General features: G+C 61.7%; 21 protein-coding genes and 1 pseudogene. 10 read left to right on the forward strand and 12 right to left on the reverse strand.

Translation table 11 applies throughout. The annotated features are described in order from the left end of the window. Nucleotides 1-5: 5 nt before the first annotated feature. Nucleotides 6-1,097, reverse strand: a complete 1,092-nt coding sequence (locus tag AB2L51_RS04295; protein ID WP_395581183.1) for an NADH:flavin oxidoreductase/NADH oxidase — start codon at nucleotides 1,095-1,097, stop codon at nucleotides 6-8. A gap of 98 nt (nucleotides 1,098-1,195) precedes the next feature. Here AB2L51_RS04295 and AB2L51_RS04300 point away from each other — a divergent pair, with 98 nt between their 5' ends. Continuing rightward, nucleotides 1,196-1,516, forward strand: a complete 321-nt coding sequence (locus tag AB2L51_RS04300; RefSeq protein ID WP_395581184.1) for an ArsR/SmtB family transcription factor — start codon at nucleotides 1,196-1,198, stop codon at nucleotides 1,514-1,516. Here the strand turns inward: AB2L51_RS04300 and AB2L51_RS04305 are convergent. The 5 genes from AB2L51_RS04305 to argH form a co-directional block, all read right to left on the reverse strand. Beyond that, a complete protein-coding gene (locus AB2L51_RS04305) occupies nucleotides 1,513-2,496 on the reverse strand; it encodes a zinc-dependent alcohol dehydrogenase family protein (RefSeq protein WP_395581185.1) in 984 nt (327 codons plus the stop codon). The genes AB2L51_RS04300 and AB2L51_RS04305 overlap by 4 nt on opposite strands. A 212-nt stretch (nucleotides 2,497-2,708) precedes the next feature. Beyond that, nucleotides 2,709-5,510 (reverse strand): DUF4175 domain-containing protein, encoded by a 2,802-nt coding sequence (locus AB2L51_RS04310; protein ID WP_395581186.1) that lies wholly within the window; start codon nucleotides 5,508-5,510, stop codon nucleotides 2,709-2,711. Between the two features lie 3 nt (nucleotides 5,511-5,513). Then, the gene (gene lysA, locus AB2L51_RS04315) at nucleotides 5,514-6,857 is read right to left on the reverse strand and encodes a diaminopimelate decarboxylase (RefSeq protein ID WP_395581187.1); all 1,344 of its coding nucleotides are present in this window, start codon (nucleotides 6,855-6,857) and stop codon (nucleotides 5,514-5,516) included. Between the two features lie 116 nt (nucleotides 6,858-6,973). Next, complete coding sequence (locus AB2L51_RS04320) at nucleotides 6,974-7,114, reverse strand: hypothetical protein (RefSeq protein WP_395581188.1); 141 nt, start codon at nucleotides 7,112-7,114, stop codon at nucleotides 6,974-6,976. Between the two features lie 4 nt (nucleotides 7,115-7,118). Continuing rightward, nucleotides 7,119-8,567 carry an argininosuccinate lyase gene (gene argH / locus AB2L51_RS04325; RefSeq protein WP_395581189.1) on the reverse strand — a complete coding sequence of 483 codons (1,449 nt, stop codon included), beginning with the start codon at nucleotides 8,565-8,567 and terminating at the stop codon, nucleotides 7,119-7,121. Nucleotides 8,568-8,812: 245 nt separating this feature from the next. On the opposite strand from argH, the gene AB2L51_RS04330 reads away from it, so the two are divergent. The 6 genes from AB2L51_RS04330 (at nucleotide 8,813) to AB2L51_RS04355 (ending at nucleotide 12,713) form a co-directional block, all read left to right on the forward strand. Continuing rightward, nucleotides 8,813-9,121 carry a hypothetical protein gene (locus tag AB2L51_RS04330; protein WP_395581190.1) on the forward strand — a complete coding sequence of 103 codons (309 nt, stop codon included), beginning with the start codon at nucleotides 8,813-8,815 and terminating at the stop codon, nucleotides 9,119-9,121. 81 nt (nucleotides 9,122-9,202) lie between these two features. Beyond that, nucleotides 9,203-9,973 carry an N-formylglutamate amidohydrolase gene (locus tag AB2L51_RS04335; RefSeq protein ID WP_395581191.1) on the forward strand — a complete coding sequence of 257 codons (771 nt, stop codon included), beginning with the start codon at nucleotides 9,203-9,205 and terminating at the stop codon, nucleotides 9,971-9,973. Beyond that, nucleotides 9,970-10,839: a shikimate dehydrogenase gene (locus AB2L51_RS04340; protein WP_395581192.1), complete on the forward strand. Its 870-nt coding sequence runs from the start codon at nucleotides 9,970-9,972 to the stop codon at nucleotides 10,837-10,839. The genes AB2L51_RS04335 and AB2L51_RS04340 overlap by 4 nt, the downstream gene beginning before the upstream one ends. Before the next feature lie 39 nt (nucleotides 10,840-10,878). Beyond that, nucleotides 10,879-11,466 carry a dephospho-CoA kinase gene (gene coaE / locus AB2L51_RS04345; protein WP_395581193.1) on the forward strand — a complete coding sequence of 196 codons (588 nt, stop codon included), beginning with the start codon at nucleotides 10,879-10,881 and terminating at the stop codon, nucleotides 11,464-11,466. Next, nucleotides 11,463-12,137: a DNA polymerase III subunit epsilon gene (dnaQ, locus tag AB2L51_RS04350; RefSeq protein WP_395581194.1), complete on the forward strand. Its 675-nt coding sequence runs from the start codon at nucleotides 11,463-11,465 to the stop codon at nucleotides 12,135-12,137. Before coaE ends, dnaQ begins: the two co-directional genes overlap by 4 nt. A gap of 87 nt (nucleotides 12,138-12,224) precedes the next feature. Further along, the gene (locus AB2L51_RS04355; protein WP_395581195.1) at nucleotides 12,225-12,713 is read left to right on the forward strand and encodes a hypothetical protein; all 489 of its coding nucleotides are present in this window, start codon (nucleotides 12,225-12,227) and stop codon (nucleotides 12,711-12,713) included. A gap of 166 nt (nucleotides 12,714-12,879) precedes the next feature. Here the strand turns inward: AB2L51_RS04355 and AB2L51_RS04360 are convergent. The 6 genes and pseudogenes from AB2L51_RS04360 to purM all read right to left on the reverse strand — a co-directional run. Beyond that, a pseudogene (locus AB2L51_RS04360) lies at nucleotides 12,880-13,461 on the reverse strand (glycosyltransferase); the annotation flags it as partial. An 8-nt stretch (nucleotides 13,462-13,469) separates the two neighbouring features. Next, nucleotides 13,470-15,335, reverse strand: coding sequence for a heparinase II/III domain-containing protein (locus tag AB2L51_RS04365; RefSeq protein ID WP_395581196.1), 1,866 nt, complete (start codon nucleotides 15,333-15,335; stop codon nucleotides 13,470-13,472). Between the two features lie 101 nt (nucleotides 15,336-15,436). Next, entirely contained in the window at nucleotides 15,437-16,099 is a 663-nt protein-coding gene (gene rpe / locus AB2L51_RS04370) for a ribulose-phosphate 3-epimerase (protein WP_395581197.1), read from the reverse strand. Nucleotides 16,100-16,193: 94 nt separating this feature from the next. Then, entirely contained in the window at nucleotides 16,194-17,516 is a 1,323-nt protein-coding gene (locus AB2L51_RS04375) for an RsmB/NOP family class I SAM-dependent RNA methyltransferase (protein ID WP_395581198.1), read from the reverse strand. 40 nt (nucleotides 17,517-17,556) lie between these two features. Then, nucleotides 17,557-18,180, reverse strand: coding sequence for a phosphoribosylglycinamide formyltransferase (gene purN, locus AB2L51_RS04380; protein WP_095348997.1), 624 nt, complete (start codon nucleotides 18,178-18,180; stop codon nucleotides 17,557-17,559). Beyond that, nucleotides 18,177-19,259 (reverse strand): phosphoribosylformylglycinamidine cyclo-ligase, encoded by a 1,083-nt coding sequence (gene purM, locus AB2L51_RS04385; protein ID WP_395581199.1) that lies wholly within the window; start codon nucleotides 19,257-19,259, stop codon nucleotides 18,177-18,179. Before purM ends, purN begins: the two co-directional genes overlap by 4 nt. A gap of 107 nt (nucleotides 19,260-19,366) precedes the next feature. On the opposite strand from purM, the gene AB2L51_RS04390 reads away from it, so the two are divergent. The 3 genes from AB2L51_RS04390 (at nucleotide 19,367) to AB2L51_RS04400 (ending at nucleotide 24,184) form a co-directional block, all read left to right on the forward strand. Next, a complete protein-coding gene (locus tag AB2L51_RS04390) occupies nucleotides 19,367-20,143 on the forward strand; it encodes a P-loop NTPase family protein (protein ID WP_395581200.1) in 777 nt (258 codons plus the stop codon). A gap of 135 nt (nucleotides 20,144-20,278) precedes the next feature. Then, nucleotides 20,279-22,588, forward strand: a complete 2,310-nt coding sequence (locus tag AB2L51_RS04395) for an RNA degradosome polyphosphate kinase (RefSeq protein WP_475557837.1) — start codon at nucleotides 20,279-20,281, stop codon at nucleotides 22,586-22,588. Nucleotides 22,589-22,678: 90 nt separating this feature from the next. Then, nucleotides 22,679-24,184: a Ppx/GppA phosphatase family protein gene (locus AB2L51_RS04400; RefSeq protein WP_395581202.1), complete on the forward strand. Its 1,506-nt coding sequence runs from the start codon at nucleotides 22,679-22,681 to the stop codon at nucleotides 24,182-24,184. Nucleotides 24,185-24,188 lie beyond the last annotated feature (4 nt).

The raw sequence follows: 24,188 nt of genomic DNA on the forward strand, positions 1-24,188 counted from the left end.
CCGCGTTACTGGTAGCGTGAGAGCCACCATGCGTAGGATGGTGGCAGAATGGTATTTGCGTCCTTGGCATGCAGAATACGCGCGGCCTCATGCGGCCAGTGTGGGTTGGCCAGCAGCGGGCGGCCGATTGTGGCGACATCCACAATCTCGTTACGGATCAGGGCATCAGCCTGACGGCCTTCATTGATGTACCATGATGTGGTGGCGGGCAAACCCGCTTCCTGCCGGACTTTATGGGCTATGGGGGCCATAAACCCAGGTCCCCATGGAATGGTGGCTTCAGGGGTGGAAAACCCTATGCTGACATCAATAAAGTCCAGCCCGTGCTCTTTCATCCTGCGCACGAGAGCAATGGATTCTTCCAGTGTCTGCGCATCGTTGCCATCAAATTCAATCACGCCAAAACGGGCAGTCAGCGGGCGGTCCTCGGGCCAGACGGCGCGCACGGCTGCCAGTGTTTCCAGCAGGAAGCGGCCCCGGTTTTCTGCCGGGCCACCATACTGGTCCGTGCGCTTGTTGGAATGCGTGGACCAGAAGCTCTGCGCCAAATAGCCATGGGCAAAATGGAGCATCAGCCATTCAAAACCCACGTCACGCGCACGTATTGCGGCTGCGACAAAGTCGTTTTTAACGCGTTCAATGTCCGCCAGGGTCATTTCATGTGGTGCGCGGGGCAGGTTGGCACCAAAGGCAACGGGGGAGGGGCCAATAGGCTGCCAGCCGCGCGGGTCGGTGGCGGCAATATGGTCATCCCCTTCCCATGGTACATGGGCACTGGCCTTGCGCCCTGCATGGGCGATCTGGATACCCGGCGTAGCCCCGGTCTTGCGGATGCTGGCAACAATGGGAGCATAGGCCTGTGCCTGTGCATCATTCCACAGGCCGAGACAGTTGGGGGTAATCCGCCCTTCGGGAGAGACAGCGGTGGCCTCAAGCGTGACAAGCCCGGCCCCACCACGGGCGAGCGAGGCATAATGCACACTATGCCAGTCATTAGGCATGCCGTCCTGTGCCTGGTACTGGCACATGGGGCCAACAGCAATGCGGTTGCGTATTGTACTGCCTTTGAGGGTATAAGGATCGAAAAGCGTTGGCATGAACCGTGCTCCTGCTACAAAGGGCATCATAACCCGTTAGTTCGACTATAGTCGAACTAACGGGCAAAGCAAGGGAAGAGGCAGGTCAAGCAGTTGTCATGAAGCAGTATGACCACCCACTGGCGCAGGATATGCAGTTGTCCTGCCTGCTTTACGCCCTGTCCGACCCGTTCCGGCTGGCAGTGGTGCGCAAGCTTGCGGTCTGTCAGCCCCAGCCCTGCGCTCCGTTGCAGGATGGACGGCCAAAATCCTCCGTCTCCCACCATTTTGCGGTGCTGCGCAAGGCGGGGCTTGTCCGGACCGAAGTGGTGGGGGTTACTCACATGAATTCCCTGCGCGAGCAGGAACTGGAAAGTCGTTTTCCCGGTCTGCTGGCTGCCATTCTTGCGGCTGCCAGCATGGAGGACATGCCCGCTTAGGGCACCAGCACGGCAGCGCCGTCAAACCGGCCGTGGCGCAAATCATCCAGCGCTTTGTTGGCGTCCTTGAGTGCGTAGGTTGTGGTGGTGGTGTGGATGCCAATTTTGGGCGCGAGGGAGAGAAACTCCAGCCCGTCTTCACGCGTCAGGTTGGCAACAGATACAATATCGCGCTCTTCCCATAACGTATCGTAGGAAAAAGCGGGGATTTCACTCATGTGAATCCCTGCACACACCACGCGCCCCCCTTTGCGCAGGGTTTTAAGGGCTGCGGGAACCAGAGCCCCATCAGGGGCAAAAATAATGGCTGCATCCAGTTGCTCGGGTGGGAGTGTATCCGACCCACCGGCCCATTTTACGCCGAGCGAGCGGGCAAATTCCTGAGTTTTGGTGTCATTCGAGCGGGTAAAGGCATAAACCTCGCGCTTTTGCCACACCAGAACCTGCGCAATAATATGGGCTGCTGCCCCAAAGCCATACAGGCCAACTTTTTGGGCATTACCCGTTTTGCCAAGTGAGCGCCACCCGATCAGTCCTGCGCAGAGCAGAGGGGCGAGGGAGACGTCCGAGCCTTCCTCCCCCATGGGGAATGCAAAATGCGCATCGGCCACGGCCATTGTGGCGTAACCGCCATCGCGCGTGTAGCCGGTAAAAATAGGGTGGTCACACAGGTTTTCATGGTCTGTGGCGCAGTAGGAGCAGTGGCCGCATGTATGGCCCAGCCACGGAATACCTACGCGCTGGCCAACGGTAAGGGAGGTTACGCCACTCCCCAGCAGGTCAACCCGACCAATAATTTCGTGCCCGGGGGTTACGGGCAGTTTGGGGTGGGTCAGGTCTCCATCCACGACATGCAGGTCGGTCCGGCATACGCCACAGGCCAGAACCTTGACCCGAATCTGGCCCGGACCGGGGGTTGGGTCGGGCAGTTCCTCCCATTGCAGCGGGGTGCGCGGGCTGTGCAGACGCATGGCGAACATGAAGGCTCTCCCTTATGGGGCAGCGGGCTTGCAACTGGCACCCTGTGCCCATCCGTTATGCCGCAGTGTGGCGGTTCTTTTCCATTATGTGCAACGCGGCTTTTGGCGCGGGTAGGCGGGGCCTGCGCATTGCGGGGTCCCTATGGGGGCATAACCAGCCGTTCGGCACCGGTGGAGCAGCAGATATTGGTGCGGGGTTACGGACCGCCTGCTCAGAAAGGTTTGAGCAGGCGGTCCAGATATTCCAGTTCCTGTTGCGGGCGGGTTCGGTCTGAATCGCGGCGGCGGAGTTCCTGCTCAATCTCACGCGCGCGCTGGCGGGCTACCGTGTCGGGAATATGGGTGCTATCATCCGTATTCTGGTCCGCCCCTTCGCCTTCCTTACGGCCCAGCGGGTCTTTGCCTGTCGTGTTTTCGTCGTCCCCACCTTCGCCCGCAGTATCGGAGGGCTGGCCATTCCCGCTCTCTCCCGCATTGCCTGAACCGGATGACCCGTCGCCACTCCCCCCAAAGGAGGGCAAAAAGCTGGGCGTTGTGTTCTGGCCATTGCCCTTCATGCTGTCCTGCATCTGCTTGCGGCTCTGGCGCAGGGCTTCGAGTGCTTTTTCCTCAGCACTGGCGGCTGCAGCATCATCCCCGTCAGCCAGCGCCCTGCGGGCCGTAGCCATGCTTTTGCTGGCCTGTTCAAATGCATCGGGGGTTTTGCCGGTTAGCTCCTTGAACTCATCTTTAAGCTCGCTCAATGCCTGTTCAAGCGCATGCTGGGTCGCACGTTCGGTGCGGCGTGCGCTGGCCTGTGCTTCGGCTTTGGCGGGGTCTGGCAGGCCAGCCGGGGGCGGGGCATTGTCGGATGAGGGCCGGGGCTGCGGGCCTGTGCCGCCTCCGCCCATATTGGGTGGGGCGGAAAGCCCGAGCCTGCGGAGGAGTTCCGATGTAGGCAGGTTGGCGTATTCCGCGGCTTCTCCATCCCCATCATCCGCCAGATCGCTCTGTTGTTGGGAAAGGGCCCGTACATGTTCATCCAGCCGGGACTGGGCATGGTCCAGCAGACTGGATTCCTTGGTTGTCAGGTCATGCAGGGCGGCGGCCTGCTCACGCGCTTTCTGCTGGGCCTGAAGCTGCTGGGCCAGAGCGGCAAGGTCCTGCGGTGTGGCGTTGCGCATGCGCTCGGTTGCGTTTTCCATTTCCTGCAGGCGTTGCATGGCATCGCCCGAGCGGCCATTGGCGGCATCGGCGCGCAACTGCTTCATCAGCCGATCGAATGCTTTATTCCCCGCTGCGGAAAAACCGGGCAGGTCGGGGATGGCCGTATGGTTGCGCAGGGCGTTATCGGCCAGAGCCTGCATTTTGCGGGCAATGGCGTCCTGTAGCGTCTTCAGGCTCTGTTCAAGCTCTTCCTGTGCCTGCTGGTTGTGGGTGCCATTGCGCTTCATGTCCGCCAGCTTCTGGGCGACATCGGCCTGTGCGGCCCGCACATCAATCGAGGCCTGAGCGCTGGCGTTATCGCCCGTGCGTCGGTCTTCTATGTCCAGAGCCAGGTCCCATAGCAGGTTGGTGGCGCTGGTGCGGGCGGTCTGGGTGTCTATGTCGGCATTTTCCAGCAGGGCTACAATGCTGGTCAGGTTGAGGAACATGCCCGTATGCTCACGTACAGGGCCGGGGGCTTCACCCAGTGCTTCCAGATCCTGCGCCGTATCTTCACGCTTTTCCTGTTCCAGCGCAAAACGCCTGCGCACGTCCAGAATGGCGCGGGCAATGGGGGAGTGGAAAACCCTGCTCCCGAGTTTGAACGTGGCAGGTTCGCTCTGTCCCTGATGCCCGCTGGTGGCGGTTGCCACAATCTGCCCCGTCACTTCCTGCCCGGCCCATGGGTCTTCCGACAGGTCAGGGGTAATCACGTTTTTAACCGATTTGGGGTGGCCGGTTAAAGGCAGGGGAATGCTCAGTTCCCGCTTGGGGTTGGCCCCTCTGGCAGGGTGGGGAACGTGTAGCACCACCTGCATGTCTGACAGGCCATAGGCGTGGCTGGCCGTGTAGGGCAGGCGGGTATGCCAGTCCTCCTTGCCGGAGGCTCCGGGGGATGGGCCCCAGGCAACCTGTGGAGCCAGGTCGGGCAGAATGGTCATGGACCAGCTTGCAAGGGTGCGCCCCCGGCCGGTTAGCCTGAGCAGGCCGCTATGGGTCAGCGTGGCTTCCAGCTTCCAGCTATGGGGGGCCAGTTTCTGGCGTTTTGCGTCCTGCACCACCATGCCGTGTGTGCCTCGCAGCACGGGGTGGGAGGCCAAGCCGTTAACAATAACGGTAAGCCGGGCACCTTCCTGCATCTGGGGGGCTGGGCGGTTCGGGCTTAAAAAAACCGGAGCGTCCGGGGCATAGGCGGGGGGAGTAATCCACGCATCTATGTGGGGGAGGGGTACATCCGGGTCATCCCGGCCGGGAATGAAGGCGGCCAGAATACGCCCCGGAGCCGAGGACCCGGCAACCCCGCTGGCCACGCCAAGAGCCAGCACCAGCCCCGCAGCCGCAAGCTGGTGTGTGCGGCCTTTGGGTGCAAGGTCGGGCCAGCCTGCCCGTAACTGGCCAAGGGAGGCTAGAAGCCGCTGCCGGTGAGCCTGCCACAGGAGCATATTGCTGGCGTGGGGGAGCGGGGCCGGGGTATCTGTCAGAGTTGCAAGGGGGCGGTTGCGCAGGCCGGATGCCTGCTCGATCCGGCGGTCAATGTCCTCTGGCGTGGTGGGGCGCAGGCGGCCCAGATCGGTATGGAGCCGCCAGCCACACAGGCTCAGCCAGCCCGCCACGCTGACAAGGCGCAGGCCATCGGGCAGGTGCTGGGGCAGGCGGAGCAGGCCCGCCAGAGTGTAAACACCCAGCATGGCCACGGTTGGCTGGAGGGCGGGCCAGAGCTGCTCAATGTGCAAAACAAGGGCCGCATGGCGGCGCACATGGGCCAGACGGGCCGCCAGCGTGCCGTCCTGCGCGGTTGATGCGGTCAGATCCTGCTTCAGACCGCGCATGCGTCAGGCTTTTCCGTTCGGGGGAACTGGCATGGCTTCATCCTGCCACAGTTCTTCCAGTGTCTGCCGGCGGCGTATAACTGTCCATTGACCGTTTTCTACCAGAACCTGCGCGGCCAGAGGGCGGCTGTTGTAGGTGGAACTCATGACTGCACCATAAGCGCCCGTGTCCAGAATGGCTATACGGGATGCACGGCCAAGTGGGGGCAGCAGGCGGTCGCGCGCAAACGTGTCACCACTTTCGCAGACCGGGCCAACAACATGCGTGGGGACGACAGGCTGGCTGAAGGCCTGTGGCGCAAGGGGGACAAGGCCATGCCATGCATCATACATGCTGGGGCGGACTATGTCGTTCATGGCGGCATCAAGCACAAGGAACGGGCTGGGGAGCCCTTCCTCCTTGCGCAGGATAACGGTGCTCAACAGCACACCTGCGGGGCCAATGGGCCAGCGCCCCGGCTCTATGCTCAGCCGCAGGTCAAGTCCGCCCAGTTCAGCCCGGATGGCGCCTGCCAGAGCTTCCGGCCGGCCCTCCACCTCGTTGCGGTAGCTGATGCCAAGCCCACCACCACAGTCCACGACCTCTACGCTCAGGCCACTGGCACGCACGGTGCGCACCAGTTCGGCCACGCGGGCATAGGCTGCGTGGTAAGGCGCGGTAGAGAGGATCTGGCTGCCAATATGGGTTGCAAACCCCACCGGTTTAATGCCCGGCAGGGTAAAGGCATGGGCATACAAAGCCGCAGCGTTATCAAACGGAATGCCAAACTTGTTGGCGGCCAGCCCGGTCGTGATCTTGGCGTGGGTTTCGGCATCCACATCGGGGTTGACGCGCAGCGTAATGGTGGCCTGTTTGCCAAGGCGCGTTGCAATGGCCGAGATAATGGCCAGTTCTTCCGCACTTTCCACGTTGATCTGGCCAATGCCCAGACCAATGGCATATTCCAGCTCCGCATCGGTCTTGCCTACGCCGGAAAAAACCACCCGCTGCGCTGCAATGCCAGCCTTTTGTGTGCGCGCAAGCTCACCCCTGCTGACAATATCCGCGCCATACCCTTCCTGCCCGATAAGGGACAGGACGGAGAGATGGTCATTCGCCTTGACCGCGTAATGAATTCTGACATTCAGCCCCGCATCGGACATGGCCGTACGCATGCGCGCAAGGCGCTGGCGCAGCGTGCCAGCACCGAGCACCCAGCATGGGGTGCCAACGGCATCGGCTATGGCGTTCAGGGGCACGCCCTCAAACATCAGCCCGCACAAGGGGTCTGTGCTCAGGTGCGGGTGGGTTGCCAGCAGTTCAGCCAGCGAGGGGTCTGCATCGGTATAGGCGGGTGAATCAGCCATGAAACGAACTGGGCCTTGGACAAAAAAGGGCGGAAGCATGGGTGAGCGCACTGCACGGCAGGCCAGACCCCGGGTGGTGCCGCACGGGGGCTGGCCTGTTATGCCATGGGCTGCGCTCAGTCCGGTGGATAGACGAGGGGGTAGGTAATCTTGTTGCGTGGACCCGGAGCCTGATTAGGCCCCTTTTTGCCACAGGCGGCCAGTGGCAGGCACAGGACGGTTGCCAGAAACAGGCCCATGAACAGGCGGGGGGTCATATGTTCAGCCTTTTGTGGTGGTGGGGGTGCCTGCCAGTGTGTCCAGCCAGCGGGCGGCCTGCGCCATAACGTTGGATGCAGCGGTTCCGCCAAGGCTTGTGCGCGAGGCTATGGAGGCATCAACGCTCAGGACGGAATAAATATCCTGCGTAATACCCGGTTCTTCGGCCTGCATTTCCGCCAGAGTGAGTTCCGCAAGACCAATGTTCTGGGCTTCTGCGCGGGCCACAAGGCGGCCTGTTACGTGGTGGGCGGTGCGGAACGGCACCTTGAGCACCCGTACCAGCCAGTCTGCGATATCGGTTGCGGTGGAATAGCCCGAACCAGCCAGAGCGCGCATCTGCCGGGTGTTGGCGGTCATGTCGCGCACCATGCCATCGCATGCGGCAAGGCACAGGGCGGCGGCATCGGTTGCGGCAAAAACCGGCTCCTTGTCTTCCTGCATGTCCTTGGCATAGGCCAGTGGCAGACCTTTCATGACCGTCAGCAGCCCGATCAGGCTGCCGTTAATGCGGCCTGTTTTGGCACGGACCAGTTCAGCCGCATCCGGGTTGCGCTTTTGCGGCATGATGGAAGACCCGGTTGTAAACGCGTCCGACAGCCGGATGAAGGAGAAGGGGGAAGAACACCAGATCACGATTTCTTCCGCCATGCGGGAGAGGTGCATGGCCAGAATGGACAGTGCAGACAGGTATTCCAGTGCAAAATCCCGGTCCGAGACCGCATCGAGCGAATTGGCGGTCGGGCGGTCAAAATGCAGGAGTTCGGCTGTCATGGCCCGGTCAATGGGGAAGGAGGTGCCAGCAAGGGCCGCTGAACCCAGCGGGCATTCATTCAGGCGGCGGCGTGTGTCGGCCAGACGGCCCCGGTCACGGGCCAGCATTTCCACGTAAGCCATAAGGTGGTGGCCAAAGGTGACCGGCTGGGCGGTTTGCAGGTGTGTAAAGCCGGGCATGGGGTCTGCCGCATGTTCCTGTGCCCGCTGCGCCAGTGCGCGCATGAGCGAGGCCACCTGCTGGTCCAGCCCGTCTATGGCGTCACGCACCCACAGGCGGAAGTCGGTGGCCACCTGGTCATTGCGTGAGCGGGCGGTGTGCAGGCGCTTGCCGGCTTCCCCCACCCGTTCAGACAGGCGGACTTCGATATTCATGTGAATATCTTCCAGCGCTTCGGAAAAGGCGAAGTCGCCTGCGGCAATTTCCGCGCCAATTTCGGTCAGTCCCTTGCGGATTGCCGCCTCATCATCTTTTGAGATGATGCCCACATGCGCAAGCATGGCAGCATGGGCCAGAGAGCCAGCTATATCCTGCTTCCACAAGGCCTTATCAAAGCTGATGGAGGCGTTGATGGCCTGCATGATGTCCGAAGGTCCACCCGCAAATCGTCCGCCCCACTGCACATTGGCATTGGCTGTGGTGGCTGTCTGGGCCGGGGACTGGTTCTTCAAAGACATGGTTGGCTGACCTGTTCGTTTACATGTAGCGTGGAGCCGCAGCCATAATACCGGAACCGGCTGAATGCAAAGCCCATCCTACCGGCGCATGCCCTGCTGCGCAAACCGTCATCCTTGCGCCGGATTACGCCGGTGCCGCGGTGCTGGCAGGTTTTTTATGGGGCAGGCGGTATTTACAGGGCTGGCTGCATGCTTATTTCTCTGCTTATAAAGTGTGTAAATTACAAAGGGTTCAGGAAAAGACCATGGCTCACGAACTGACAACTTTTGGAGTGATCGACCCGGGTGCGAATGTGCTGCTCGAAGTGATCAAGGCGAAAAACCCGGTTGCCGCCGTGCGTCGGCTGGAAGAAAAGATGCGTGGACCGGACTACGTGGCTGCCCGCAGCTACAGTGAAGGTGGTGAAGAATCGCTGGACGGCACAGATCCCGCCTATCTGGTCTATGAGCTGGATGGCAGTGGTCTGGATGCGGAAGGTCTGGGTGGTGAGGATGCAGGCCGCGTCCGGGCCGAGGCCGATCTGGCCGCTGTTATTGTTTCCTCCGCCCAGTAAGGCGTTTTTTCGGGTTCGGGGTAACGGATGTCATGCGTCCGCCCCCGCTACCCGGCAAACTGGCACATGCCGGCATGACTGATGACAGAAATATTGGCTGAGAGTTTTAAGGTTTACGGGCGGGATGACGGCGGGCCGTTTGTGCTGGTCAGTGACCACGCGGGGCAGGCCATTCCACCCACGCTTGATGGTCTGGGCCTGAGCGCGGACGAGCGCGCCCGCCATATCGGGTGGGATATTGGCATAGACGGTGTTGGCCGCAAACTGGCCGATGCCCTGCCTGCGGTGCTGATCGAGCAGGTGTATTCCCGTCTGGTGATCGACTGCAACCGCGCGCCGGGCCACCCCACCTCCATTGTGGCGCAGAGTGATGGCACGGTTGTTCCACGCAACCAGAGCCTGAGCGTACAGGACCGGGCATGGCGCGAACAGGCCATTCTGCACCCCTACCACCAGCGGATTACGCAGGAGCTTGATGCCCGGCTGGCGCAAAAGCGCGCCGTGGTTGTGGTGGCCCTGCACAGCTTTACGCCGGTCATGCGCGAGGTGGCGCGGCCATGGCATGTGGGGCTGCTGCATAACCATGACCCCCGTCTGGCCCATATCATGATCGACCTGCTCAGGGCCGAAGGTCTGGTGGTAGGGGATAATGAACCCTATGCCCTGACCGATACATCGGATTACACAATCCCTCTGCATGGGGAGCAGCGGGCCCTGCCGCATATTGAAATTGAAATCCGTCAGGACCTGATTGCTCACCCGGTTGGTCAGGCGGAATGGGCCGCCCGGCTGGCCAGCCTGCTGCCGCAGGCCTGGCGGATTTTTTGCACAAGGTATGAACAGCGGCCATGAGCACATTCCCCACCACACTTCCCCCGCAGATTATTACCGGTAAGGCCCGGCTGGCCGGTGTTATGGGCTGGCCGGTTGAGCACTCCCGCTCGCCCGCGCTGCATAACTACTGGCTGCGGCGCTATGGGCTGGATGGTGCCTATGTGCCCCTGCCTACGGCTCCGGAGGATTTTGTGGCGGCCGTACTCGGGTTGCAGGCTGCGGGTTTCAGGGGGGTTAATGTTACCATTCCCCATAAGGAGGCTGCCTATAAGCTGGCCGATGTGCTGGATGCCTCGGCCCGGCGGGCAGGGGCGGTCAACACGCTTGTATTCCGTGAGGATGGGAAGATCCTTGGCCTTTCCACCGATGGTAGCGGGTTTGTCGCCAGTCTGGAGGCCAGCAGCCTGCCGCCCCGCCCGCAGACCCGTGCCCTGTTGCTTGGGGCCGGTGGGGCCGCGCGGTCCGTAGCCGCGGCGTTGCAGGACAGGGGCATCAGGGTTGCCATAACCAACCGCACGCAGGAGCGCGCAGCAACGCTGGCCGCGGCATTGCCCGGTACGGATGTGCTGGCATGGTCCGAGTGGGAGCAGCGACTGGGGGAGTTCGCTCTGCTGGTCAACACCACCTCATTGGGCATGGCCGGAGGGCCGGACCCGTTATTCTGCCCTTCTCTGGCGCAGGCGGCGGAGGATCTGGTGGTGGCGGATATTGTGTATGCTCCGTTGGTTACGCCCCTGCTTGCGGCGGCAACCCGGCAGGGTTTGCGCACGGTGGGGGGGCTGGGCATGCTGCTCCATCAGGCACGGTTTGGTTTTAAGGAATGGTTTGGCGTGGACCCGCAAGTGGACGATGCCACGCAGGACCATGTTCTGAACAGCCTTTGAGCGTGATCTGCTCCTTACTGACCAAGGCAGGGTTTACGCATGAAAATACTGGGCCTGACCGGAGGCATGGGCATGGGCAAAAGCACGGTTGCCAGTATGCTGCGCCGTGCGGGTGTGGCGGTGTTTGATGCAGATGCCACCGTTCATGCCCTTCAGGCTCCCGGTGGGGCTGCCTTGCCCCGCATTGCGCAACTGGTGCCGCAGGCTGTCACGGCCGGGCGGCTGGACCGGGCCGTACTCCGGCAGGCTGTGCTGGCACACCCGGCACTGCTGAAAAAACTGGAAGCCATTATGCACCCTCTGGTGCGCCGTGCCCGCACCGAGTTTTTGCGCCGCTCCCGCCTTCAGGGGGCCGCCTGCGTGGTGCTGGATATTCCATTGCTGTTTGAAACCGGGGCAGATCGGCTCTGTAGCCGGGTGGCGGTGGTGTCTGCCCCCCCATGGGTGCAGCGCAGGCGTGTGGCCCACCGCCGCAACATGCCCCCCGCGCAGGCCCGGAGGCTTATTGCCTGCCAGATGCGGGATGCCCGCAGGGTGCAAAAGGCGGATACCGTTATCCGCACAGGGCTGTCCATGAAGGAAACAGAGCGGCAGGTCCGCCGCTTTATCAGGAGTTTGAGGGCATGAAGCGATCCATCCTGTTTGATACGGAAACAACAGGACTGGACCCCGCGACCGGGGACCGGGTGATTGAAATTGCAGCCCTGGAACTGGTGGGGGACCTGCCCACGGGCAATAGTTACCACATCCTGCTGGACCCCGAGCGCGATGTACCCGAAGAGGCCAGCCGTGTTCACGGCTTTACCCGTGCGGACCTGGAGGGAAAGCCGAAGTTTGCCGAGGTCGTGGACGATTTTCTGGCCTTTGTGGGGGATGATGCCCTTATTGCGCATAATGCCCGCTTTGACTTTGGCTTTTTAAACGCCGAACTCAAGCGTGCAGGCCGCAAACTGCTGGATATGGGTCGTATGGTGGACACGCTGGATATGGCGCGCGAGCGTTTTCCCGGCATGCCCAACAGTCTGGACGCATTGTGCCGCCGTTTTGGCGTGGACCTGTCCGCACGTACAACCCACAATGCGCTGCTGGACTGCAAACTGCTGGCTGAAGTGTATGTGGAGCTTATGGGCGGCCGCCAGCACGGTCTGGGGCTGGTGGCTGATGGTGAGCAGGCCCCCGCCGTGGCGTACGCTGGTCCGGTAGCGCGCAGGGTGGTGAAAATCTGCCCTACGGCTGCCGAACTGGCCGCGCACACAGCTTTTGTGGAAACGCTTAAAGACCCGGTCTGGAACACATAAACCGCCCAGCCATGCCTGCAATAAAGCTATGCAGCGGCAGAACCCTATGCCATGTTTTGGTGGTCCCGAACACAAGGAGCATTATTGATGCGCTCAGCATCCCGTCGTTTTCTTGCGGCGCTGGCACTGTCCGGCGCATGGGTCTTGCCCGCAGGAGCAGAGACCGTTCTCGGCCCTGTCGTGGCGGAGGTTACCTTTAAAACCCGCTCGGCTGATCTGGGTGTGGGCTACACCTGGGGCAACGGTGTACTGACTTATGGCGGGCATGACTACCCGTTTGAAGTCAGCGGGGCTTCGGCTGCTGCAATCGGTTTTTCCTCCGGTAACAGCGTGGGCAAGGTGTATAACCTGCAACGGCTGGAAGATTTTGCAGGAACGTACTGGTCACTTTCGGGCGAGACAACGATCGGCAAGGGTGTTGCCGGGCATCTGATGGAAAATGACTCAGGCGTGCGCATCCGGCTGGATGAAATCCGCACAGGTGGGCGGCTGGCAGCTTCTCCCTCGCGTCTGACCATCCGCTTTCTGCCTGCCGCCAAAACGATCGGAACAGACAGCCCTGCAAAAAAAAACTGAGCAGGGGCACTCACTTTCAGCCTGCCGGATTGTTCGCCTGCGTTAGCAGGCTTACGGTTCTGTCTATAACCATACGTTCTTCATAACATGTCAGAGCGCCAGTTTGCGCCCGGCTTCCCCCATGCTCTGGCGCAGGGCGGGCTGGCTCACCCACTGGCGCAGAGCCTGCGCCAGTGGAGTAATGCTGCGGGATCTTCTGGCGTGCCTGCGCATCGGGGTGAAAAACGCGACTATCCCGCCCATTGCTGATGACCTGCGGATTATTGGGGTGGAAGTGCAGGCGCATGGCATCCGCCGCCTGCTCATGCGATACGGTCAGGTAAATATCGGTTATGACGCCACACCCTCGTTCCAGCATTTTTGCCAGCATGCTGCGCCGTGCGGGAGCCGGGCTGGTTGAACAGAAAGCCGTGGCAGGTCTATGCAATGCACGGAACGCCGCAAAGTCTGGCGGCCACCCGGGCCAGAAGGCCGCTAATGGGCATGTGGGCATGGACCATATCCGGCTTTTCGCGCTGTATCAGCCGGATAAGCGCCCATAGGGCGCGCAGTCGCGCAAAAGGGGAAAGGGAGCAGGCCAGAGAGGTGGGGTTTCAATACGAAAACCCTCAGCCCTTGGCCCGTCAAGCAGGTCGCCATCGGCGCAGACCCCCACAACATCGTGCCCCTCCCCATGCAGGGCGCGCATGAGCGGGAGCGGGAACTGGACAAGCGAAAAATCAATATTCGTGACTTCGAGTATTTTCACGGTCGGGATTATTCGCTGATCAGTGTCAGTGCCCAGTGCATCGGCTTGGGCGGGGGCTGCCCTATCATGGCGTGGAGGCGTGCCGGATGGCTGGTGGCAGCCGGTTTGGGTTCCGGCGTGCTGGCAGGGGGTGGTTCTACCCCGTCTTCAGTGGATGAAGTGCCCGAAAGAAGCGCGTCCTGTTCTGCCGTGCTGGCTGGGGCATCGGGGGTGGAATCCGCTGGGGGGGAGTGTTCCTGCTCTGTTTCCTGTAGGGTCACCTGCTGTGTGGGGTCGGTATCCCCCTCCGTATTGTCCGGCTGGGGGAGGGGCGTGGCTGCGTCCTCATCCTGTGGTGGTGCAGGTGGGGTCAGGACAAGCTGGAGCGTTTTTATCCTGCGGCCCTGACCCAGATATACACTTTCTTCCACCTTGACCTGTCCATCGGACTGGAAGAGCCAGCTTTCTTCCTCACTGTGCAGCAGGTGGCCGTTTTCGGTTGGCTCTACCATAATATCAGGGTGCAGGTGGAAGCGTACGCAAGGCGCACGGGCCAGCGTTGCCCCTTCCAGTTTTTCCTCCCCACGCAGGGTTCGCCCGTCTTTGCCCAGGTAAAGCTGGCGGTGGTACAGGCCTCCCCCCTGACTTTCGTACCCGTTATGGGTCATGTCGAGCCAGTGCGCGCCGTCCTGTGTTGCGTGGGTGCGACTGACCTGTGGTGGCCTGCTGATGGTGCCGTTGGCCTCAAAGGTCATGGGGGACATGCCCGCCAGTTCCAGAACGGAGTGGGCCGCAGGGTAGCGCAGGGCTTCTGCCCACCCTTTTTGCCTGCTGGCCCCGCAATTAACGATCAGCCGTTGTTTGCCGGATGAAAATTCAAACGAAAGCATGCCCGCATGGGCTGTATGGTCAAATCCGGCCGGGGCGGGGGCTGCGGCATCCGCTATGAGCAGTGCGCGGCCACTGCTCAGGCGGGCAAATCCACTTTCGGGCAACCCGGCGGCGACAACACGGGAGCGGGATACGCGGTTCAGTACAAGCTCCACCAACTGGGAGTCACGTTCCGTGCTGCCGTTAAACAGCGCCAGTCCGCCATCGGCATGACGCAGGGCGCGCAGGGCGGGGGCGGTCCGGTTGGCTGCATCCACCAGTGTTGTTGGCAGTGGCAGGCGCGCAACCTGAAGAATGTAGAGCATCTCCGCCAGTTCCTTGACCGTCAGGAACAGGTCTTCAGGGCTGCGGGTGATATGTCCGCCATCGGGCAGGATCTGGCTTGTTATGACCTCGTCAATCAGACGCAGGTAGCCGGTCAGGAACTCCGGATAATCGGGAATGGACACCGCAACCGCCAGCAACCCCTTAAGCGCGCAAAGAGCCTGCCAGCCATAAGAGGCATCAGGCATGAGCACTATGATGGAGCGGGCCTCCATCATCAGGGAGGCCATCAGGTGCTGGCGAAAAACATCATCGGCGGAGGCGGCAAAAAATTCATAACAGCCCAGCCATGCACTCAGCCGTGCCCCGGTTATGGAGGGGTCCATAACCGCGCGTTCGGCCGCAGGCAGGCGCACCCAGTGCGCAACAAGCGTACGTGCCTTGATCCGCGCGGATTCAGCCCCCAGTTCACGCAGATCCTGTAACCAGCCAAAGCCCTGTAACCATCGGCGGTAAGAGGCTGGCCATGCCGGGTCGTCCCATATATCGGACTGGAGCGAGCGGGGGACACCATCAAACTCGGTCCGGTTGCGGACCAGTTTTTCCCCTATCGTTGCATTGCCCGGCCACAGGTCCCGCAGTACCACGGCGGGGGCAGCGGGAACACGCGCAAAACCGCCAAGCGGGTTGCGCATGGCATAGGCAAGGCGGGGGGCACGGGTCCAGCGGCGTAGGGGCATCAGGTGAATGTAACTCCAGAGCTGGGGTATTGAGGGCGCTACCCTAATGGAACTTTATGACAGCATTTGGTGCATTCGCACCCTCATCACCATGCGATAGATCAAGCCTTGCGGAGGGAGGCAATGGCCGCGGCATAATCGGGTTTGCCGTACACGGCGCTTCCGGCGATCAGCACATCCGCGCCAGCCTGTGTGGCCAGTGGAGCTGTTGTGGCATCTATTCCTCCATCAACCGCCAGACGGATATCGCGCCCGCTGCGTGTGATCATCTCCCGCAAAGCCGTAATTTTGGGTAACTGGCTGGGCAGGAACTTCTGGCCTCCAAAACCGGGGTTAACGGTCATGACCAGAATAACGTCCACAAGGTCCATCACTTCGGCAATGGCAGCGGCCGGTGTGGCAGGGCACAGCACAATACCGGGCTTTGCCCCTAGCTGGCGAATAAGCTGGAGCGAACGGTGTGTGTGTGGCCCGGCTTCTATGTGTATCAGAATCTGGTCGGCCCCGGCCTGAGCAAAGGCTTCCAGGTAGGGGTCAACAGGTGCGATCATCAGGTGAACGTCAAAGGGCAGGGTGCTACGTGGCCGCAATGCCTTGATAACAGCTGGCCCAAACGAAATATTGGGCACAAAATGACCATCCATCACATCCAGATGGATCCAGTCCGCCCCGGCATGTGCCACGGCTTCTACTTCTTCTCCCAGCCGTGCAAAATCCGCAGCCAGAATACTAGGGGCGATCAGGGGGAATGGTGCAGCACTCATTCCTTGCTTATCCGCAATAGCAGCCGCCTGTGCAACTACAGAAAAACAGTTTGTGCACTTTTACGCGGCAACTGCCTGTATAAGGGGCAGTTGTTCAGGCGGGCCGGGTAAAGCGGGCGGCAAAAAAGCCGTCCATTCCGCCATCCTCCAGCCACATGCCCGGATGGGTGCGCAGCCAGCCTTCCGGCGTTAAGGCCTGCGGCAGGAACGGGAGTTCCTCTGGCGTAAAGGGCATGGGGACAAGCCCCATGGCCTGTGCCGCGCGCGCACGGTCTGGCCCTTCCTCCTGCTGCAAGGAGCATACGGCGTAAACAAGCCTGCCGCCGGGTTTGAGCATATCCCTTGCCGCCGCCAGAAGCTTGTCCTGCGTAGCGGTCAGGGTGGTCAGGTCGCGCGGGCGTTTGACCCACAGCACATCAGGGTGGCGGCGGGCCGTACCGGTGGCCGAGCAGGGGGCATCCAGCAGAATGGCGTCCAGCGGGGCATCGGGCTGCCACGTAGCGGCATCGGCCTGCAACGTGCGGACATCCAGACCAAGGCGCGCCATGTTTTCCTTCAGGCGTACCAGACGGGCCGGGTTGTTTTCCACTGCTGTCACCGTTGCTCCTGTTACGGCCAGCTGGGCGGTTTTGCCCCCCGGAGCCGCGCACAGGTCGGCCACCTGCTCGTGTGGCTGTACGTTCAGCAGGCGGGCGGGCAGGGTTGCGGCTGCATCCTGTACCCAGAATGCACCTTCCTCATACCCGGGCAGTTCGGCAACCCTTGTGCCCGCGGGCAGACGGATGGACCCGTTGGGGAGGATTATGCCTCCTTCGGGGGCCTGTGCGCCGGGGCGCAGGGTAATATCCAGCGGGGCTTCGTGGCTGATGCCCTGAGCAATGGCGCGTGGCACACCTTTGCCCAGCCCGGTCCAGGAGGTCCACAACCATGAAGGAATGTCCAGACGGGGCTGGTCCAGCCCATCCAGCACGCTGGGGCCAGTTGTGGCTACGCGGCGCAGCACGGCATTGGCCAGCCCTGCAAACGGTGCCAGCTTGCGCCTGCGCAGCAGGGATACGGTGGTACCAACCGCAGCATGGGGCGGTGTTTCCAGAAACAGCAACTGTGCGCAACCCATCATCAGGGCAACACGCACCGGCTCGGGCGGTTCTTTTTTTAAAAAGGGCTCCAGCACCGTGCGCAATGTGCCCATGTGGCGCAGGGTTGTGGCCGCCAGACGGTGGGCGGCAGCCCGGTCACGCGCTTCTGCCTGATGTGCGGCCGCCGAGCGGGAGAGGCTGTTCTCCAGCATGCGGCGGTGTTCCACAACGCCGCACAGAATATCAAACGCCACATCCCGTGTGGGGTCGGGCTGTGGGGCGGCGGGGCGGAACCGGCCGCGCGGTTTGGAAGAGGAAGAGCGCGCTGGTGTGGTCATGAGGGCAAAAAACCGTTCGGTAAGCAAGGGAGGTAGTGGCTCATGCCACCACAAGCGCAGCACCGTTGGGCGCTGTTGCCGGGTTTTGCGTTAAAAAATGCCGTAAGGCCAGAGGATAAAGCCCGTGCTCCTGTTGCAGAACGCGTGCAGCCAGCAGGTCTGGCGTGTCGCCCGGCAAAACGGGAACAGCGGCCTGACCCAGAATAGGCCCTTCATCCATTCCCTCGGTGACCAGATGCACCGTGCAGCCGTGCAGGCGCACACCGGCGGCCAGAGCGCGCTCATGCGTGTGCAGACCGGGGAAGGAGGGCAGAAGGCTGGGGTGAATGTTCAGCATCCGCCCGGCCCATGCTGTGGTCAGGTAGGGGGTGAGCAGGCGCATATACCCTGCAAGGCAGACAGCCTGCGCCCCAGAGTCTTCCAGTGCGGCATGAATGGCGCGTTCGTGTGCGGCACGATCCTTGCCAAAGCTGCGGTGGTCTATGGCCAGTGTGGGCAGGCCCGCGGCGCGTGCCATGTCCAGCCCCGGCGCATCGGGGTTGTTGCTCAGGACAAGGCAGATACGGGCGGGAAAATCCGGGTCCTGCGCTGCGGTGATCAGGGCGGTGGCATTGCTGCCACGACCACTGAGCAGAATGGCGACAGGTGTTTTTGCCGTGCTCATGCTGCCCGAAAGTCCGGGGTTGCCTGCATTTTAAGGTCAGGTCTGGCATCCGGGCTTTGTGCTGCGGCAATGGAGCCGATGCGGAAGGCGTCTTCACCCGCTTCGGCCAGCATGGCCAGTACCTTGTCCGGCTCGGGGGTGATCAGGACCATACCAATACCGCAGTTGAACACGCGCAGCATTTCCGCACTGTCCACATTGCCGGTGCGCGCCAGCCATTTGAACACCGCAGGCATGGGCCATGCCCGATCAATAACCGCATCCAGCCCGTTGGGCAGCACGCGCGGCAGGTTGCCCGGCAGGCCGCCACCGGTAATGTGGGCGGCCCCATGCAGCAGGCCTGCTTTATGCAGGGCCAGTACGGGGCGCACGTACAGGCTTGTGGGTTCCAGAAAAGCCTCGCCCAGTGTGCGGCCCGGGGCAAAGGCTGCGGGGTCGGTCCATGTCAGGTGGGCGTCGGCCACAATGCGGCGCACGAGCGAAAAGCCGTTGGAATGCACACCGGAGGAGGGCAGGGCAATCAGCGTATCCCCTGCGGCAATGCCTGCGGGCAGCAGGGCGCTGCGTTCGGCGGCTCCAACGGAAAAACCGGCCAGATCGTAATGCCCATCGGCGTACATGCCGGGCATTTCCGCTGTTTCACCACCGACAAGGGCGCAGCCGGAGAGTTCGCATCCTTTGGCAATGCCACGCACGACCTTGGCGGCAGAGGCCACGGACAGGCGGCCAGTGGCAAAGTAGTCGAGAAAAAACAGCGGCTCCGCGCCCTGAACAATAAGGTCGTTCACGCACATGGCCACAAGGTCGATCCCCACGGTTTCGTGCAGGTCGTTATCTATGGCTACGGTCAGCTTGGTGCCAACGCCATCGGTGCAGGAAACCAGAACAGGGTCGGTAAAGCCTGCGGCCTTCAGGTCGAACAGAGCGCCAAAGCCGCCAAGTCCCCCCATGGTGCCGGGCCGGTCCGTGGCCTTGGCGGCAGGGCGAATGGCGTCAACAAGGGCTTCGCCTGCTTCAATGTCCACGCCGGAATCACGGTAGGTGAGGCCGGAGGAAGGGGTGCTAGGAGAAGACGTCATGGGTGCGCTCTTGGTCCGAATGAGAGTAAGGTCGATACCGGGAACCAAAGTCATTCAGGATTCCCGCGAACAGTCTTTACGGCAGGAGAGGCGGCGCGCAAAGCGGCATGACGCGGTTTGATGAAACAAAAGCATCGCCCCACCCCCCCAAAGAGGGCAGGAAGCGGCGCATAAATGAAGGGGATGGGGGAATGCAGATCGCCTTGCCATTTGTGTACCGCCCCCGATTCGGACGGTCGGATTTTGTTGCGGCCCCCTCCAACGCGGCCGCGCGCGCCTGGGTGCTGGATGCGGAAGCCCCCTACCGCTGGCCCGAAGGCCGCATGGCTTTATGGGGTGAGGGGGGAACGGGCAAGACGCATCTGCTCTCCATCTGGGCAGGGCGGTATGGTGCGCCCGTTATGGCAGGGGAGCGGCTGAACGAGCGCGAGGTGGCCGCCCTGTTCAGCCAGGGCGGGTTCAAGGCCGTTGCACTGGATAACGCGGATTGCGTGCCCAGCGAGCATGATCTGTTGCATCTGATCAATCTGGTACGTGAACATCGCATGTTCCTTCTTATGGCGGGGCGTCTGCCGCCTGCGCGCTGGCCTGCCGCGCTGCCTGATCTGGCAAGCCGCCTGCGGGCCACATCCTCCGTGCCGCTGGGGCAGGCGGAGGAGGACCTGCTGCATCGTCTGCTGTTGCGTTTGCTTGCGGAACGGCAGATTGTTGTAGCGCCGCAGGTTACGGAGTGGCTGCTGCGCCGTCTGCCACGCCGGGCCAGTGCGGTGCGTGACTGTGTTGGTGCGCTGGATCAGGCCGCCATGGCATCGGGCGGAAAAGTCACACGCGTTCTGGCTGCCAGTGTGCTGGAAGGACTTTTTGCGCGCGATGGTGAACCGTGAAAGGAATATTTCAGTTTTATGACATGATGGCGATTTGACACCCCCGAACATTCCGGGGCCATCGTGTTTGGGATATGCTGACGGCGTATCCGGTTTGGTGCGGTCCTCGGATCGGCCGGATTGCCGGGGCAGACAATGCAGGAGAGGGAGCGCAGGCTAGTGGCCGCACATAATAAAAAGAACACCCCCCCCGTCAGTCGTACACGTGGGTCTTCCAAACGCGCGTCTTCTCGCGCCAAGGCAGCGGTCAGTACCCGTGCTAAAAAAGCGGTTGAGCCTAAAGTTACCCTGCAAACGCCCTCGCGCTTCATCAACCGCGAACTTTCATGGCTCGATTTCAACCAGCGCGTGGTGGATGAGGCAGATAACGCCCGGAACCCACTGCTGGAACGGCTGCGCTTTTTGTCCATCAGCGCCAGTAATCTGGACGAATTCTATTCCGTGCGTGTGGCGGGGCTTGTCGGCCAGATCCGCGAAGGGCTGACTACCATCTCCCCTGATGGGCGCACTCCTGCCCAGCAACTGGATGCGGTGCGCGAGCGCTGCGCCCGCCTTTTGCGCGAGCAGCAGCGGATATGGGTGGAACTGCGTGGCCTGCTGGCCCAATCCCACGTGACACTGTGCGAAACGCAGGATCTGGACGATGCGGACAGGGAGTGGCTGCAAACCTGCTTCATGGATCGCATTTTTCCCGTACTGACGCCGCTTGCGGTCGATCCGGCCCATCCGCTCCCCTTTATTCCCAACATGGGGCTGGCTCTGGGCCTGCGCCTTCTGTACGAGGGCACGGGCCTGTTCGCCATGAACGCCCTTATCCTGCTCCCCGCACAGGTTGAGCGTTTTATTCGCCTGCCTGCCACGGGTGAGGCTGTTGCGGGCGAGCCTGCCCGTGTGCGCTTTATTCGCCTGGAAGACCTGATCTCCCTGTTCATTGACCGGCTGTTTGCCGGGCTGGTTGTGGGCGAGAGCGGTGTGCTGCGGGTTGTACGCGATACGGATGTGGAGTTTGAGGACGAGGCGGAAGACCTTGTCCGCTCCTACGAAAGCGCACTCAAGCGCCGCCGCCGCGGGGTGGTTATCCATCTGGACATGGAAAAGCGCGTCCCTGCCGAACTGGCCGAAGCCATTGCCTCTGATCTGGACCTGCCACCGGACGAAATTGCCGTCCATTCAGGCATGATCGGGGTGGCGGACCTCAAGCAGATGATCGTGGATGATCGGCCGGACCTGCTTTTCCCGCCCTATACGCCCCGCTTCCCCGAGCGGATACTCGATTTTAACGGGGACTGCTTTGCCGCCATCAGGGCCAAGGACCTGCTGGTTCATCATCCGTTTGAAAGTTTTGATGTGGTGGTGCAGTTCCTGCGTCAGGCAGCGCTGGACCCCAATGTTATCGCCATCAAGCAGACCCTGTACCGCACGTCACGCGATTCCCCCATCGTCAAGGCGCTGATCGAGGCGGCAGAGGCAGGCAAGTCGGTCACGGCTATGGTGGAACTGCGTGCGCGCTTTGATGAGGAAGCCAATATCCGCCTTGCCCGTGCGCTCGAAGCCGCCGGTGTGCAGGTGGTGTTTGGCTTTGCCGACCTTAAAACCCACGCCAAGCTCAGCCTTGTGGTGCGCAGGGAGGGAGCGCAGGTGCGCTCCTATGCCCATTTTGGCACGGGGAACTATCACCCCATTACGGCGCGCATTTATACCGATCTGTCGTTCTTTACGTGCAACCCGGCTCTTGCGCGGGATTCGGCGCGGCTGTTCAACTACGTGACCGGCTACGCCATGCCCGCGCGGATGGAGGAAATCGCCTTTTCCCCCATTACCATCCGCAGCACGCTCAAGGACCTGATCAAGGAGGAAATCGCGCATGTCAAAGCGGGGCGTCCGGGTACGATCTGGCTGAAAATGAATGCGCTGGTCGATGCGGACCTGATCGACTGCCTGTACCGTGCATCCTGTGCCGGGGTTAAGATTGTGGGGGTCATTCGCGGCATATGCTGCCTGCGCCCCGGCGTTGCCGGACTTTCGGAAAACATCCGGATCAAATCCATTGTGGGCCGTTTTCTGGAACATTCGCGCATTTTTGCCTTTGGCAACGGTCACCGCCTGCCATCGCGCCATGCCAAGGTCTATATTTCCTCCGCCGACTGGATGACCCGCAACATGGACTGGCGGGTGGAAAGCATGGTGCCCATTACCAATCCCACCGTGCATGCGCAGGTGCTGGACCAGATTATGGTATCCAACATCCGCGACACCCTTCAGTCATGGATACTGGAGCAGAATGGGGTGTGGCGCAGGCTTGGCGCAGGTTCCAGAGCGTTCTCCGCCCATGAATGGTTCATGACCCATCCCTCCCTTTCCGGGCGAGGGTCCGCAGCCCATGAAAGCCTGAGCAGAGCCCCCGCCTCCCTCTCCCAGACCAAAGACCTGATGCTGGATGACTGAAAACGGGGTTTCTTTTTCCCATATGTCGCGTATGTCTGTGCACTTTCATACTGCCGGGCAGCATAATGGCCTGTCCGGGAACGGCTGGTAATGGAGACGGACATGCAGCGTCGTTCAGCGGTGGTTGATCTTGGGTCCAACTCGGTTCGTCTGGTTGTGTTCGAGGGGGTCTCGCGCAATCCGCAGCCCATCTTTAACGAAAAAGCCGTGTTGCGGCTTGGTCGGGGCCTTACCACCACAGGTCGCCTGAATGATGAAGGTGTGGGCATGGCCATGGAGGTGCTCAGCCGTTTCCATGCCATTGCACGCGCCATGCAGGCTGACCCGTTTGAGGTGCTGGCCACAGCTGCCGTGCGTGACGCCACAAATGGCCCCGCCTTTGTGGAAATGCTGCGCCAGAGCATGCCCGGCGTGCCGGTGCGTATTCTGTCTGGCAAGGAGGAGGCTGACCATTCCGCCATTGGGGTCATGTGCGGCATACCCGGAGCAGACGGGCTGGTGGCTGACGTTGGGGGCGGGTCGCTCGAACTCATTCACCTGACCGAAACCGGACGGCACGATGCCACAACCCTGCCTTTGGGCATGATCCGTCTGGCGGATCGCTGCGGGGGGGATCTGGACGTTGCCAAACTGCTGACCGATCAGGACATTGATGGTGTTGACTGGCTGTCCAGAGTCCGGGGGCAGCCGCTTTATCTGGTTGGGGGGGCGTTCCGTGCGCTCGCGCGGCTGCAGATTGCACGAACCCAGTACCCGCTGAACATTGTGCACTACTACACGCTGGACGTGCAGGAAGCGCGCGAGATGACCGGCTGGCTCCAGAACAGCTCCCGCCGCAGCCTTGAGAACCTGCCCGGTGCTCCTCGCAAACGGCTGGATGATATTCCCTTCGCCGCCGTGGTCCTGCGCAGGCTGATGAAAAAAATCCAGCCCAGCAAGATCGTGTTCTGCGTGGATGGCCTGCGCGAAGGCTGGTACATGATGAATGTGGCCCCCAGCTACCTGCCGCAGGACCCGATGGAAAGCGTTGCGCGCGACATGTGTGCACGTTTTGGCCGCAGCAATACCCTGCCCGAAATCCTGTGGACATGGACAGGGTGCATCAAGCCGAACGAAACGGCGGAAGAACAGCACCTGCGCCGTATAGCCTGCTGGCTGTCCGATATTGGCAGCCACGACCACCCCGAATACCGGGCCGAGCAGACCTACCTGCGGATTTTGCGTGTGCAGGGGGCAGGGTTTGACCACCGTGCGCGTGTCTGGCTGTCTCTGGCGCTTGCCGTGCGGTATTCGGTGGATATGAGCGCGCCCGCCCTGATGCCTTCCTTTGCGCTGCTGGGTGATGGGGAACGGCGTGACGCCGTGGCCTGCGGTCTGGCGTTGCGTCTGGCCTATTCCCTGTCTGGTGGAGCGGGGAGCCTGCTGGAAGGAACATCCCTTGCGTGGGAGGGGGCGGAACTCGTGCTGACGCTGACCTCCACCCGTGTTGCCGTAAAGGGTGAAAGCGTGCGGCGTGGGCTGGACCGGCTTGGGCAGGCACTGGGTGTGCAAACCCGTTTTGAGGTGAACTGGCGGTCTGATCTGCCACTCCCTTAAAGGG

Source organism: Acetobacter fabarum (assembly GCF_040702925.2).
GTDB classification, from domain to species: Bacteria; Pseudomonadota; Alphaproteobacteria; order Acetobacterales; family Acetobacteraceae; genus Acetobacter; species Acetobacter fabarum_B.

What these genes read in the sequence shown, in the direction of transcription:
- AB2L51_RS04295 (WP_395581183.1), bottom strand. Translation starts at nt 1,097, where the DNA reads ATGCCAACGCTTTTCGATCCTTATACCCTCAAAGGCAGTACAATACGC.
- AB2L51_RS04300 (WP_395581184.1), top strand. Translation starts at nt 1,196, where the DNA reads ATGAAGCAGTATGACCACCCACTGGCGCAGGATATGCAGTTGTCCTGC.
- AB2L51_RS04305 (WP_395581185.1), bottom strand. Translation starts at nt 2,496, where the DNA reads ATGTTCGCCATGCGTCTGCACAGCCCGCGCACCCCGCTGCAATGGGAG.
- AB2L51_RS04310 (WP_395581186.1), bottom strand. Translation starts at nt 5,510, where the DNA reads ATGCGCGGTCTGAAGCAGGATCTGACCGCATCAACCGCGCAGGACGGC.
- lysA (WP_395581187.1), bottom strand. Translation starts at nt 6,857, where the DNA reads ATGGCTGATTCACCCGCCTATACCGATGCAGACCCCTCGCTGGCTGAA.
- AB2L51_RS04320 (WP_395581188.1), bottom strand. Translation starts at nt 7,114, where the DNA reads ATGACCCCCCGCCTGTTCATGGGCCTGTTTCTGGCAACCGTCCTGTGC.
- argH (WP_395581189.1), bottom strand. Translation starts at nt 8,567, where the DNA reads ATGTCTTTGAAGAACCAGTCCCCGGCCCAGACAGCCACCACAGCCAAT.
- AB2L51_RS04330 (WP_395581190.1), top strand. Translation starts at nt 8,813, where the DNA reads ATGGCTCACGAACTGACAACTTTTGGAGTGATCGACCCGGGTGCGAAT.
- AB2L51_RS04335 (WP_395581191.1), top strand. Translation starts at nt 9,203, where the DNA reads ATGACAGAAATATTGGCTGAGAGTTTTAAGGTTTACGGGCGGGATGAC.
- AB2L51_RS04340 (WP_395581192.1), top strand. Translation starts at nt 9,970, where the DNA reads ATGAGCACATTCCCCACCACACTTCCCCCGCAGATTATTACCGGTAAG.
- coaE (WP_395581193.1), top strand. Translation starts at nt 10,879, where the DNA reads ATGAAAATACTGGGCCTGACCGGAGGCATGGGCATGGGCAAAAGCACG.
- dnaQ (WP_395581194.1), top strand. Translation starts at nt 11,463, where the DNA reads ATGAAGCGATCCATCCTGTTTGATACGGAAACAACAGGACTGGACCCC.
- AB2L51_RS04355 (WP_395581195.1), top strand. Translation starts at nt 12,225, where the DNA reads ATGCGCTCAGCATCCCGTCGTTTTCTTGCGGCGCTGGCACTGTCCGGC.
- AB2L51_RS04365 (WP_395581196.1), bottom strand. Translation starts at nt 15,335, where the DNA reads ATGCCCCTACGCCGCTGGACCCGTGCCCCCCGCCTTGCCTATGCCATG.
- rpe (WP_395581197.1), bottom strand. Translation starts at nt 16,099, where the DNA reads ATGAGTGCTGCACCATTCCCCCTGATCGCCCCTAGTATTCTGGCTGCG.
- AB2L51_RS04375 (WP_395581198.1), bottom strand. Translation starts at nt 17,516, where the DNA reads ATGACCACACCAGCGCGCTCTTCCTCTTCCAAACCGCGCGGCCGGTTC.
- purN (WP_095348997.1), bottom strand. Translation starts at nt 18,180, where the DNA reads ATGAGCACGGCAAAAACACCTGTCGCCATTCTGCTCAGTGGTCGTGGC.
- purM (WP_395581199.1), bottom strand. Translation starts at nt 19,259, where the DNA reads ATGACGTCTTCTCCTAGCACCCCTTCCTCCGGCCTCACCTACCGTGAT.
- AB2L51_RS04390 (WP_395581200.1), top strand. Translation starts at nt 19,367, where the DNA reads ATGACGCGGTTTGATGAAACAAAAGCATCGCCCCACCCCCCCAAAGAG.
- AB2L51_RS04395 (WP_475557837.1), top strand. Translation starts at nt 20,279, where the DNA reads ATGCAGGAGAGGGAGCGCAGGCTAGTGGCCGCACATAATAAAAAGAAC.
- AB2L51_RS04400 (WP_395581202.1), top strand. Translation starts at nt 22,679, where the DNA reads ATGGAGACGGACATGCAGCGTCGTTCAGCGGTGGTTGATCTTGGGTCC.